Below are 12,806 nucleotides of genomic sequence, written 5' to 3'. Positions count from 1 at the left end.
AGACGCGTACGGGAAAAAGATCTCCGCCCGCGTCGGCCGGAGATCCTGGAAACGCTGCCAGTTTGGCAGCGACGACTCGCCTCGGTTTAGGCCAAGTAGCTGTCGAGCATCCAGATGGTCTTCTCGTGCACCTGGATGCGGGCGATCATCATGTCCTCGGTTTCCGAGTCGTCCGCTTCGGCCGCTGCATCGCGAGCCTTGGCGAGGTCCTTCACCAAGCGCGTGTTGATGTCTCTCAAGTGGGAAACCATCTTCTCCGCGGGGGCGTCCTCTTCGATTTCCTCGATGCCAGCGATCTTGGCCAAACTGCCAAGACCTCCCGGCGCCAGCTCGCCCAAAGCCCGGATGCGTTCCGCGATCTCGTCGACCGCCGGAAAGAGCTCGGTGTACTGCTCCTCGAACGCCGCATGCAGGGCGAAGAAGCTCGGCCCCCGAACATTCCAGTGGCAGAGGTGCGTCTGGGCTAGCACCGCGTAGCTGTCGGCGAGCGCAAGGCGCAAGGCTTCCGTGAGAGCGTTGGTCGTTTTTTTCTTTTTCGTCTTCATAATCTGAAACTAGTTTTGGCGGCTGGTCTCACCGCGGAAATCGAATCCCTTCGCTGGCTCTCCTCAAGGGATTCGCCAGCGAGCGTTCGAAGAATTCGGCCACCCGACTTGCAAATGCCGCGCCGATCATGATGTCCCGCCCCTTCTCCACCCGTATCACGGTTGAAAAACGGTGGCGGGGTTTGCCCGTCGCTCCGTCGCAGGTCGACCTTCCAAGAAACTTAGCAGTAGGAAGATACGGGCCGGAGAGTCCAACGATCGCGCGAAATTTCCGCGTCCCGCGAGGGCGATCAGCTTTTCTCGCCTTCTTCTCCTTTGGAGAAGGGAAGCAGCATCTTGAAACAGGCTCCGTAACCGACGCCGCCACTGGTGACCGAGAGGCGGCCGCCCATGTCCGCCACATCCAAGGCGCTGGTGTGCAGACCGAATCCGTGCCCATCGCTGCGGGTGGTGAAACCGTAGTTGAAGATGCGGGTGAGGTTCTCCTCGGGGATCCCGATCCCATTGTCCTCCACTTCGATTTCCACCTTTCCATTTTCCAGCAGCCGGGAGCGCAAGGTGACACGCTTTTGATCCGACCCCTTTTTCATGCATGCGAACTTTGCATTTTGCATGAGATTCACCAGCACTTGGAGCAGTTTGTGACGATCGATCATCATTTCGGGGATGGCTTCCAACTCCATCACGATGGCGACCTCATGCCGGTCGAAGCTCGAGCGATGGATCCGGGCCGCCTCCTCGATCACGTCCTTGAGCAACGCCTCTTCCCGAACCTTGGGAGCGGATGCGTAGTCCTGCTGCGAGGTGACGATGAACTTGATGTGCTCCAGGCACTGGCGCAGCAGCCGCAGCTCCTCGCGCACGTTTCGCTGCTCCGACTCCAAACACTCGCTGAGGCTGGCTAGGAATTCCGGCACCCGCTGCCCGCGGGGATCCTCGCTCAAATAGGCGGGCAGATCATCCTTGTGCCGATCAAGCAGCCTGACCAGGTCCCCCAGCCGCGAGAGCTTGGAACCGGAAACCGTGTCCGAAATGACCGAACACGACACGTTGGCGGAGTTCAGGATGTTTCCCACATTGTGCAGCATGCCGGTCGCGATCTCCGCCATGCCGGCCTGACGAGAGGCCTGCACCAGCAGCTTGTTCAAGCGCCGCAGCTCGCGCTCGGACTCCACCGCGGAAGTGATGTCGCGGCTGATGCCAAACAAGCCCACGATTTTGCCCACCTCGTTGCGCAACGCGATCTTGGAAGAGGACACCCAGGTGACACTGCCGTTGGGCCAGGTCTCGCGCTCGACCTTGCCAATCATCGAAACGCCCGTCTCCATGATGCGGAGCTCGTCATCGCGAGCGGCCTGGGCGTGCTCGTCAGTGAAGAAATCGAAGTCCGTCTTGCCCTCCGCATCTCGCGGATCCTTCAGACCAAAGGCGGTCGCCATGCAGCGATTGACCCGGATGAAACGGGAGTTTCGATCCTTAAAATAGATGTAGTCCGATGCCCCTTCCAGCAGCGCCGTCAGCAAATCGTTATCCGATGCGGTCGGAACCGATCTCTCCGGCTGCTTGGCTGACTGACTGGGGCCCCTATTCTCCACGGCCCCCAGCTTTACGGGAAAAATGCGCGAGTCAAACCGGGCTCCGGAAAATCAACGACTTTGACTTCGGGCGATCGAAAGCCCCGTCAGTTTCCCTAGTTGTTTATAACGAGCCCTTTAGCAGTAGCCGCAAAACCGGGGCGCAAACTCTTTTGAAAGAAGAGACGCGCTCTATGCCAAACCTCGATCCTCGGGCAAACTGATCCTTATCCGAAAAAACTTCAGACGTTGACCCTCTTCGTGAGTTCGCTAGCTAAGCTCCTTCAATGACACGACTCGCTATCACTACCCTCCTCTCCCTCTCCCTGCTCATGGCATCCTGCACCAACACCCAACAGGCGCTCACCGATCCGCCCGTAGTGCCCGCGCTCAGCGTCGACGGCACGCAACTGGTCAACGAGCACGGCGAACCCGTGGTCCTGCGCGGGGTCAGCTATGGCTGGCACAACTGGTGGCCACGATTCTACAACGAGGACACGGTCAAGTGGCTGAAGGAAGACTGGGGCGTAGACGTGGTGCGAGCCGCCATGGGCATCCATTTCGAGGAGAAAAAACGCACCTACAACGCTCACCCCGAAAAGGCGGTCAAGATCATCTCGAGGGTCATCGACGGAGCGATCGAAAACGGGGTGTACGTCATCATCGACTTTCACAGCCACCACTTGGAGCTGGAGCTGGCAAAGACCTTCTTCGCCGATATGGCGGAACGCTACGGCAAGTATCCAAACGTCATATACGAAATCTACAACGAGCCGATCCACGATACCTGGCCCGAAGTCAAGGCGTACGCCGAAGAGGTCATCTCCGTCATCCGGGCCATCGATCCGGACAACCTGATCCTCGTCGGCAATCCCCATTGGGATCAGGACTTGCACATCGTCGCCGACAATCAGATCGAAGGCGTATCCAATATCATGTACACGCTGCACTACTACGCGGCGACGCATGGAGAGTACCTCCGCGAACGCGGAGACTACGCTCTGAGCAAGGGCGCCCCCATCTTCATTTCCGAATCCGCCGGCATGGAGGCATCGGGCGATGGCCCCTTGGACTACGACGCCTGGAAAGTCTGGCGAGACTGGGCCGAAGAACGAAAGATCAGCTGGATCACCTGGTCCGTGTCCGACAAGGACGAAACCTGCTCGTTCCTCTTTCCGAAAGCCAGCAGCAGGGGCAGCTGGAAGGAATCCGACCTGAGGGAATCCGCTAAAGCGACCCGCAAGATCCTTCGCGAAAAGGCCGGGTTGGACTAGCCTTAGCGCCGCGAGCCGGAAGGTCTCTAGGGGGCCGAATCGCAGTGTGACGACACGAGCGCGATCAAGGCGTCGACACTGACTGGCTTGGTCATCACGCCGGCGAAGCCCTCGTTGAGAAATCGCTTTCGATCTTCCGACATCGCGTGGGCTGTGACTGCATACAATGGCAGCTCCGGGCGAAGCTTGCGGATGATGCGCCCCGCTTCCACGCCATCCATTTCCGGCATATTGATGTCCATCAGGACTAGACTGAAGCGATCCCCCCATTGAGATTCCACGAGCGCCACCGCTTCCTTCCCCGTGGTTGCTCGATGCAGCTGGATGTCGGTATTGCGAAAGGAGAACTCCACCAGCTGATAGTTCGTATCGTCGTCCTCCGCGACCAGGACGTGCCCTCCCACTGGAACGCACTCCCGCGGCTCATGCAGGCGCTTCCGAGCGGCTTCGGGCGGGACCGCATCCTTTTTCGGCAGCGTGAAGTAGAAGCTCGAACCAGCGCCCAGGGTCGACTCGACCCAGAGTTCGCCGCCCATCTTATGGACCAGCTTTCGACAAAGGGCCAAGCCGATGCCCGTGCCCGGATACAAGCGAGAGCTATTCCGATCCACCTTGTAGAAGTTTTCAAAGATGCGGGACTGATCCCGCTCGCTGATCCCAAGCCCCGTATCCGAAACTTCAAACAAGAGCTCGTGCTCCCGCTCCACGCAACGGAACCGAATCTCCCCCTCGTCCGTGTACTTGTACGCGTTGCTCAGCAGGTTGTTCATCACCTGCCGAAAACGGACTGGATCTGCGACCAACGAGAGCCCCACGATCCGATCCGCATCCAATAGTTCGATACGAATCGGCTTGTCCTGCTTCATCTGATACAAGTCTCGCAGCTCGACCAGGATTTCATCCACGAAAAACGGCTCTTCCGAAAGACGAAGCTGATCCGACTGGATCAGGGAAATGTCCAGTATGTCATCGATCAGGACCAGCAAGGCCTGTCCGTTGTTCGCGATCACCTCGATAAATTCCTCTCGCTCCTCATGAGAAAGGTCCTCGTCATTGAGCAGCGAGGAAAAGCCGATGATGGCGTTCATCGGGGTGCGGATCTCGTGACTCATGTTCATGAGAAAGTTCGACTTGAGGCGATCCGATTCCTCCGCCATCCGCTTGGCCAGCTCCAGCTCTCGCGTGCGCTCGCGGATCAATCGCTCCAATCCTTCGCGATGATCCTTCAGTTCCTCGTTCTGAGCTTCGATCTTGGCCTGCTTGGCTCCCAGCTCGCGGTTGGCGATCTCCAAGTCCTCCGTGCGCCGCTTCACGCGATTCTCCAAAACCTCTCGCTGCCGCTGCAAAAAGGCGAATCGCGCCCGATAGGCGAAAAACGTCAAAGCCAGGAACGCGGCGCCCGCGAGCGTGCGGAACCACACCGTGTTCCACCAAGGCGGATGCACCCGGAGACGGATCGAGCGGGTTTCGTCAGACCAAACTCCATCGTTGTTGGAGCCCCTCGCGCTAAAGGTGTACCGACCTGCAGGCAGACCGGTGTAGGTCGCGAAACCCGAAGCGCCGGCTTCGATCCAGTCGCTATCGTATCCAGTCATCTTATACCGATAGCGATTCTCGCTCGGATTGAGATAGTTCAACGCAGCGAAGCCAATGGTGAAACTGGCGGCATCGTAGTCGAAGCTCAATTCGTCGATCGCATTCACATCCTCGCCGATCGAACGAAAGGAGGCGAGCGCGTCAGGGGAGGTTTCCAGCAAGCTCAACTCCGTGAACACCACTGGCGGAGGCTCTTCGTTGAAGGCGATCTCCTCCGGCCAGAAGAAGGTGTATCCCCGGGAACTTCCAAAATAGAACAAGCCGTCCGATCCTTCGTATGCGGCGCGTATGTTGAACTGGTTGGAGGAGAGCCCTTCGTTCTCGCTGATATTTCTAAATTGCGCCGTCTGGGGATCGGCCACCGCGCCTACGAAAACGGAAAGCCCACGGCTGGTGGACACCCAGAGGTCGCCGTTTCCGTCCTCCAACAAAGCCTTGATGCTGTCGGAGGGAAGACCGTCCTTCTGCGTGAAAACGGTAAACTGTCCGCTATCCGTATCCAGTATCTCGAGACCGGAATTGGTGCCCACCCAGATGCGCCCGGAACTGTCCTCGTGCAAGGCCATGACCTGACCTCCCGCGTTTCCGTTTTCGGCCTCCTCGGTATGGAGAAACCGTTCAGTCACGCCCTCTTCCGGATGGAAGCGCTCGATCGAATGGTACGTGGAAACATACATGCTGCCATCGGTAGCGATCAGCAAGTCGTTTAGGAAATCGTCCCGCAGGGAGCTCGGATCGCCTTGCGCATGAGAGTACCTCTGGAAGCGACGATCCTGATAGTCGAAGCGAATCAATCCACCGCCATCGGTCGCCACCCAAAGCGCTCCCTCCGCATCCTCCACGATGTCGAAGACGATCGAACCGCCGATGCTGCCGGGGGCCACGCTGGGCATGAAACGCTCGAAGGAATCGGTTTCATAGTCGTAGCGATTCAAGCCCGTCATCCATCCGCCCACCCAAAGGTTTCCCTGGGAATCCTTGCGCAGCGCGAAGATGGGATCGCCTCCCAAAGTACTCTCATCGTGCAGCTCGCTTCGATAAACCGTGTAGTGCCCGTCGGACTTTCGCTGCCTTTCCAGACCGCTCATGGTACCGATCCAGAAATAGTCGTCATCCTCCAGAAAGCAGTTCACCATGTTTTCCGAAATCGATTCGCCTGGCGGACCGCCTTTTCTCACCACACCAAAACGCTTGGCTCGCTTGGAGTAGTAGTTGACCCCGTTGCCGAAGGTGCCCACCCAGATGTCGCCCAGCCGATCCTCGAAAAGACAGAACACGCTATCGTCGCTCAAACTCCAGCGATCGCCCAAGCGCGAGCCGTAGCGCTCCACCGAAAAGTCCTCCACCTCCCTCGTCGACAGATTCGGAATGCGAAGCAAGCCGCCCCCCGCTCCCATAGCCGCCCAAAGGGCCTGATCCCGATCCACCATCAGGTCCAGCCCCTTGCCCCCTCGCACAAGCTCGAAACGGGCGGAGCCCTCGTCCGAAAACCGCATCAGCTCCAAGCCGCCACCGGAAGTCGCCAGCCAAATACGGCCCAAGGCATCCTGCTCGATAGCCAGCACGTCGCCCGACCTCAGCCCCGTTTCGCTTCCAGCGGTGAAGCTAAGGAAACGCCGCTCGCCAGGCACCCAAAGGGAAATGCCATTCTTAGTGCCGATCCAGATCCGCCCCTGTCGATCCTGATGCAGGTCGTTCACGTAGTGGTGCGGCAAGGCTTCCGGATCCGAGCCATCCGCCGCATGGCGGAACAAGCTCTCTGGCCGCCCTCGGTTCAGGGTGAACAGTCCATCGCTGGTAGCGATCCAGAGCAGTCCATCGCTATCCTCCATCAAGTCCAAACATGGCTTCCCCCCCAACGCCTCCAACAGCGTGAACGCTCCGCTGCCTTGGTCGAAGACGAACAGCCCGGCATCGGTAGCCACCCAAAACTGGCGCTCCGACTTGCCGAGGATGGCGTTAACCGGGATGTTCAGCTTGCGCCCCGAATCGCCAATCTCCGGCTGGTAGACCCTGACGCTCTCTCCGTCGAAGCGGTCCAAGCCGTCGCTGGTGCCGATCCAGATCAAGCCGTAATCGTCCTGGTAAAAGCAGCGTACCCAATTGTTGGAAAGCCCGCCGGCCGCGTTGAGACTATCGAAACGCAGCCCCGAAGCCGAGGCGGACACGCCGAGCGACAATCCCCAAAAGGACAGAAGTAACAAGAGGGTACGGTGAATCACTAGGAGGGGTAAAATTTGATCAAACGCCGAAGCGATCCCAGTCCCCTATCATCCGAAATCGATGCCGCAGCGCAACCCTGGAAAACGCTGGCGCTGCGGCAGCGACAGAGCCCCAAAAACGGCGACGCGCCGCCTTTCCCGCTCCCGGCGCGCTTGTTTTCCCTACTTCCGGTTCCCAGCGAACGGATCGTCCACCTCCCAAGCCGAGGCGTAGTCCATCAGGTGAAAGATCACGTTTTGCTCAACCGTGCCGTGGAGCAAGTGGGCGTATGGGCCGATCGCCCAGATGCCCACATCCTCTCCGCCATGCGTCTCGGAGTTCAGCGGATAGGCCGATTCCTGCAAATGCCGCTGGGCCCAGCCATCGCAGCCATCGATGCTGTCCCAATCGGAGCAGGCGTCGCGCAGGTCCGGCCGACCGCCGTGATTGTGCTCCGCCTCATGCGGATCGTGCGGGTAGCGCTTAAACCCTTCCGGCTGCTCTTCAGTCGCTCCAAGATACCCTGGCCCATTCTGGTATCCGACCGTCGTATACGGCAGCCCGAGCAAGTCCTTCGAAAGACGCCCCTCGGTGTCGGCGACCATGCCGAGGATGTCGTTTCCCCGCCCCGGATAGCCAGCCATGGTGAAGACATGGCTGTGGTCCGCGGTCACGATGATCAGCGTCTCCTCCGGATTCGTCCTTTCCACAAGCAGACGGACAGCTTCCGACAGAGCCACCGTGTCATGAAGCGCTCGATACGCGTTTCCAGCGTGATGCCCGTGATCGATTCTTCCCGCCTCGAGCATCAGGAAGTATCCGTCCTGGTCCTTTTCCAATAGGTCGAGCGCCTTGCTGGCCATCTCTGCCAGCGACGGCTCCCCGCCGATATCGGTCGAACGATCCACCTCGTACCGCATGTGCGAGTTTTCGAACAGACCAAGAACGTGTCCCACGCTAGCGACATCCAAAGACTCGAACGTATCGATATCGTGGATATACGCCGCGTTCGACCGCGAGCTCAACCACTCCTGGACAAGGTTTCGCCCATCGAGACGCTGTCCGGAGTCTCCTTCGGATGAATACCTCTCATCGATCGGCCCCTGCGGGAAAAAGTTCGCTCGCCCGCCGCCGAAGACCACCTCCGGGCCATCCACCTGCTCATACCCGCGCTTCGCCCAAAGGCTCGGCATCTCGATCAGCTGAGCGGCGATGTCCGCCACTCCCGCTCCTTGCGGCACCTTGGCGTCGCATTCCCAATTGCGCTCCGGAGTGTGGGCGTAACAGGCTCCAGGCGTGGCGTGCGTCACTCGGGCGGTGGTGACGATGCCGGTGGCCTTTCCGGCGATTTCCGCCTTTTCCAGAAAGGTGAAGAGCTCCCGATTGCCAGCGGACGGACCGTCGCCTCGCCTCACACGCTGGTCGACCGACAGCACCCCGGCGTCCGTCTTGGCCCCGGTGATCATGGCGGTCATGGTCCCAGCAGAGTCGGGCGTCTGCTGGTCCACGTTGTAGGTTTTCGACAAGGCGGTATAGGGAAACCGCTCGAACGAGAGCCAGTTCTCCTCCCCGGTCTCTCCACGCATCTGCCCTTCAAGTATCCGTCCAGCGGTTACAGTGGAAATGCCCATGCCGTCGCCCACCACCAAGATGACGTTTTTCGCCGGTCGCTCGATCGGCACAAGTTCAGCGGAGCGCTCGATGGCAGCCCGCCCTTCAGCGAGCCAACGTTCGGGAGTTTCCTCGGAACCGGCCACCAGGGAGCAAAGGGCGAAGGAACCGAGGGCGAAAAGTCTAGGGTTTGCAGACATGATCCTTGACCTCAGCCAATCGAGCCGAGGACGCCGAATCAACCTCGTTCGCGCGCCGAATCATCAACATTTTCGCTCCCTCACGCCAGCGAGGGAGGAGGCCTATCGCAAGGCTTCCACTATGGTGGAGACATTGTACTGAAACATGCCGAGGTAGGTGCCCACATCGAAACGCTCCCCATCAGGGGACTCGTGAATCTCGCCGAGGGCGCCCAAGGCATCGGAATACAGCTCCCCCCCGACCCGCGCTCCGGAGTCCCGACTGATGCGCTCGATGGTGGCAGGCGAAACGCTGCTCTCCACAAATATCGCCGGAATGCCGCGGCGTTTGATGAAATCCACCGTCTTGGTGACGTCCGCCAATCCAGCCTCCGTCACCGTGGATATCCCCTGCACGCCAACCACCTCCACCCCGAAGGCTCGACCGAAATAGTTGTAGGCGTCGTGACTGGTCACCAGCACCCGACGACCGGCTGGCACCTTCTCGATCTGCGCCTTGGCCCAAGCGTCCAGCCCGGCGACCTTCGATCGATAGCTCGCTCCCTGCTGGCGATAGAAGCCCGCGTTTTCCGGATCGGCGGCGCAAAGCGACGACACCACCTCGTCGACCACGATGACCCAAAGCTGTGGATCGAACCATACATGCGGATCATAGGCGTCCTCGTAGGCGGCCGACTTCAACAAGCGCTCCCCCGGGATCGCCTCCGCTACCGCCACCAGCCTGCGCCCCTTGGCGCTCATCTTGGACAAGGTCTCCGCCAAACGCCCCTCTAGATGCAAGCCGTTGTAGAGGATCAAATCCGCTCGCTGCAGGGCGATGACGTCGCGCGCCGTCGCTTTATAGAGATGCGGATCCACCCCCGGCCCCATCAAGGCGCTGCTCTCCACCCGATCGCCCGCCACATTGCTCACGATATCCCCGATCTGAGCAGTGCTGCTCACCACCCGGATCTTAGCCACGGAAAAAGGAACGCAGCTCAAGGCCAGCCATCCCAGAAAAATCAATGCAGTCTTCTTCACTCGTTTCATACGACGCGTTTCCCCCGACCTCTGCCTTATTTTGAATACCTGTCAATTAATATTTTGAATATTCAAAATAACTTCGTCCTCCAGGACGCCTCCCTTCTCGAAGGGACCTCCGAGATCGGGATCCGTTTCCGGCTTGATGGGCGAATCTGGGGCGGGGGACGCGCTAAAAGGGTTGAAATTGGCAAAAACTGGTCCTGTTCTGCCGGATCGGTGCTTGACACCCTTGCGGGGCTCTCACCATTTTCTCCCTCTTTTTCCATTTTTCACGTCATGAGACCTACATTCAGACCACACCGCCTCAAGAGAGTCCGCAAGATCGGCTTCCGCGCCCGCATGTCCACGCGTGGCGGACGCGCTGTCATCAAGGCCCGCCGCAAGAAGGGACGCGCCCGTCTCTCCGTCGCTTAATCGAGCGAGCGTCTTCGGACGGCAAGATCATGGTGAGGAGATTCAAGCTCCGCCCTGCGAGCCGTCTGCGCCGAAACGCCGACTTCCTTGAGATCAGAAGTCTTGGCAAGCCCTATCGCTGCCGGTACTTCGCCCTATTTTCCCGCATCCGCGCTAGCGACAGCGCGGATGCTTCGTCTCCGCGTGTCGGCATCTCAGCGGCTAGACGAGTGGGCAACGCCGTGATGCGCAACACCTTGAAGCGTCGCTTCCGCGAACTCTTCCGCCTGCACCAGCACGAGCTGAAAGCGGCCGCGGATATCGTGGTGAGCATCCGGCAGCCAGCCGGCAAAGCCTCCTACCATGAGCTCGAGCAGCGCTTTCTGCATGCCCTGAAGTACAAGAAGCTGCTGCGCCCGCTCGACGCGCCGATCAGCCAGGCGACGCAGTCGACCGATTCGCGGCCTCACTCGCAGGAGGATTAGCTTGCTAGGCCACAGGACGCACCTTTTATGAGCCCTTTCCTCGGGCGCATTCCCTCCCGAAAAACTCTCTTTCACAAGATTCGATGGACAAAAAGAATACCATAATCGGAGTCGCGTTGCTCATCGTCGGCATGGTGCTGATGACGAAAACCAGCCAGCGTCAGGTCGAGCCGAACGAGCTTCCTCCTCAAACCGCCCCCGAAGCCATCCCTTCGGATCAATCCGGCCCTGCAAGCCCCGTCGATCCGTCCGCCACTCCGCCCGTGCCGTCGACCATCACACCGGTCACCAACGGTCATGCCAAGGTGGAGGAGATCACCGATCGAGAAGGCGAAGTCATCGCCTCCCTGGAAAACGATTTCATCGAAGCCCGTTTCACCAACTACGGCGGCTCCATCAAGGAAATCGTACTGAAAAAGAAAAAGGCGACCATCGACGGCGAGGATCCCTACATCATGAATCGCCTGCGCTACGTGCCGGCCCTCAATCTCTCCACCTATCTGGGCGACGCCAAGGACGTGATCTTCGAACGCGTTCCTTCCCTCACCCCCAACACCGTCACCTTCCGAGCCAAGCTCTCCGACCAGCTCGAAATCACCCGCCGCTACACCATTTCGGAAGACGCCGCCTACGCGGCTCCCTACACCATCGAGCATACCCTGGAGTTCAAGAACCTGAGCGATCAACCGCTCCCTCTGGGCGAACCAAGCCTCAACATCGGCACCGTAGCCCCCTCCGGAAACCAAGACCGCTACCTGCAGACCTTTGGCTACTACAACGGCGAGGACGTGGAGTTCACCGAGCAAAGCGACTTCTCGGGCGGAGGCTTCCTTTTCTTCAAATCCGAGCCCATGGACTTCGAGCAGGTCAACGACACCGTGGTCTGGGCTTCGGTTAAAAACCAGTTCTTCATCACCTTGCTCACCCCGGGCGAGCCGGGCTCCGGCTTCATCGCCCGACCGGTGGACTTCCCTCTCGATCCCAAGACCGGCGAGCCGGCGACCGGAATCACCGCCGACGTGAAGATGGGCGCCATCTCCCTGCCCGCAGGTGGCACCGTCACGAAAAGCTTCGATTTCTACGCCGGTCCCAAGGAGCACACACGCCTCGCCAAGCTGAAACAGGGACAGGAACAGGCCATGCAGTTCGGCTTCTTCGGAGCCATTTCCAAGATCCTGCTGCAGCTGATGACCTGGATCCATGGATTCGTGGGCAACTGGGGCGTCGCCATCGTCCTGCTCACCGTCGTGGTTCGCGGCACGCTGCTGCCCATCACCCTGATGAGCATGAAGTCCATGCGCAAGATGTCCAAGCTGCAGGAGCCGATGAAGGCCCTGAAGGAGAAGTTTCCGGACGACACCCAAAAGCAGCAGCAGATGATGATGGAGCTGTACAAGCTCAACAAGATCAACCCGGTGGCGGGCTGCCTGCCCATGCTGGCTCAGATCCCCATCTTCTTCGCCCTGTTCTATATGCTGCGCAGCGCCGCCGAGCTTCGCTTCGCCGACTTCCTCTGGATCGCCGACCTCTCCAAGCCCGACACCATCGGCTACGTCGCCGGCTTCCCCTTCAACGTGCTGCCCTTCTTCTGGCTGGTCACGCTCGCCTACCAGATGTGGACCATGCCGACGCCGACCGTCGACAACGCCCAGACCAAGATGATGAAGTTCATGCCGTTCATCTTCTTCCCCTTCACCTACACCTTCTCCTCAGGTCTGGTGCTCTACTGGTCGATCAGCAACCTCTTCACCATCGGACAGCAATGGCTCACCAAGCGCGGCCAGGACGACTTTGAGGTGCAGCTGCCTCCCGCGATGAAGAAGGCCATCGAGGGCGACAACTCGAAGAAGAAGAAGCGCAAGAAAAACTAGCTCTCCCTTCCCAGCAGTCTAAAAACCCAACC

At 59.5% G+C, this 12,806-nt stretch carries 9 protein-coding genes; 4 read left to right on the top strand and 5 right to left on the bottom strand.

All coding sequences use genetic code 11. The features are described from left to right. Positions 1 to 86: 86 nt before the first annotated feature. Together QEH54_RS14685 and QEH54_RS14680 are read right to left on the bottom strand one after the other, a co-directional pair. Entirely contained in the window at positions 87 to 545 is a 459-nt protein-coding gene (locus tag QEH54_RS14685; protein WP_309019453.1) for a DNA starvation/stationary phase protection protein, read from the bottom strand. 290 nt (positions 546 to 835) lie between these two features. After that, a complete protein-coding gene (locus tag QEH54_RS14680; RefSeq protein WP_309019452.1) occupies positions 836 to 2,140 on the bottom strand; it encodes an ATP-binding protein in 1,305 nt (434 codons plus the stop codon). Positions 2,141 to 2,406: 266 nt separating this feature from the next. Here QEH54_RS14680 and QEH54_RS14675 point away from each other — a divergent pair, with 266 nt between their 5' ends. Next, positions 2,407 to 3,393, top strand: coding sequence for a glycoside hydrolase family 5 protein (locus QEH54_RS14675; RefSeq protein WP_309019451.1), 987 nt, complete (start codon positions 2,407 to 2,409; stop codon positions 3,391 to 3,393). Positions 3,394 to 3,419: 26 nt separating this feature from the next. Here QEH54_RS14675 and QEH54_RS14670 read toward each other — a convergent pair whose 3' ends face one another. The 3 genes from QEH54_RS14670 to QEH54_RS14660 all read right to left on the bottom strand — a co-directional run bounded on the left by QEH54_RS14670 (position 3,420) and on the right by QEH54_RS14660 (position 10,031). Then, complete coding sequence (locus QEH54_RS14670) at positions 3,420 to 7,193, bottom strand: two-component regulator propeller domain-containing protein (protein ID WP_309019450.1); 3,774 nt, start codon at positions 7,191 to 7,193, stop codon at positions 3,420 to 3,422. A 180-nt stretch (positions 7,194 to 7,373) separates the two neighbouring features. After that, a complete protein-coding gene (locus tag QEH54_RS14665) occupies positions 7,374 to 9,002 on the bottom strand; it encodes an alkaline phosphatase (protein WP_309019449.1) in 1,629 nt (542 codons plus the stop codon). Between the two features lie 102 nt (positions 9,003 to 9,104). Then, positions 9,105 to 10,031 carry a zinc ABC transporter substrate-binding protein gene (locus QEH54_RS14660; RefSeq protein WP_309019448.1) on the bottom strand — a complete coding sequence of 309 codons (927 nt, stop codon included), beginning with the start codon at positions 10,029 to 10,031 and terminating at the stop codon, positions 9,105 to 9,107. A gap of 270 nt (positions 10,032 to 10,301) precedes the next feature. Between QEH54_RS14660 and rpmH the strand changes: the two genes are divergently transcribed. The 3 genes from rpmH to yidC all read left to right on the top strand — a co-directional run bounded on the left by rpmH (position 10,302) and on the right by yidC (position 12,774). After that, positions 10,302 to 10,439 (top strand): 50S ribosomal protein L34, encoded by a 138-nt coding sequence (rpmH, locus tag QEH54_RS14655; RefSeq protein ID WP_309019447.1) that lies wholly within the window; start codon positions 10,302 to 10,304, stop codon positions 10,437 to 10,439. A gap of 29 nt (positions 10,440 to 10,468) precedes the next feature. Next, on the top strand, positions 10,469 to 10,903 hold the full coding sequence (gene rnpA / locus QEH54_RS14650) for a ribonuclease P protein component (RefSeq protein WP_309019446.1): 435 nt from the start codon (positions 10,469 to 10,471) through the stop codon (positions 10,901 to 10,903). A gap of 83 nt (positions 10,904 to 10,986) precedes the next feature. Beyond that, positions 10,987 to 12,774, top strand: coding sequence for a membrane protein insertase YidC (yidC, locus tag QEH54_RS14645; RefSeq protein ID WP_309019445.1), 1,788 nt, complete (start codon positions 10,987 to 10,989; stop codon positions 12,772 to 12,774). Positions 12,775 to 12,806: the final 32 nt, after the last annotated feature.

Source organism: Pelagicoccus sp. SDUM812003, from assembly GCF_031127815.1.
GTDB lineage: Bacteria > Verrucomicrobiota > Verrucomicrobiia > Opitutales > Opitutaceae > Pelagicoccus.
The sequence above is the reverse complement of the archived record's forward strand: the minus strand, read 5'-3'. Positions and strand labels throughout refer to the sequence as shown.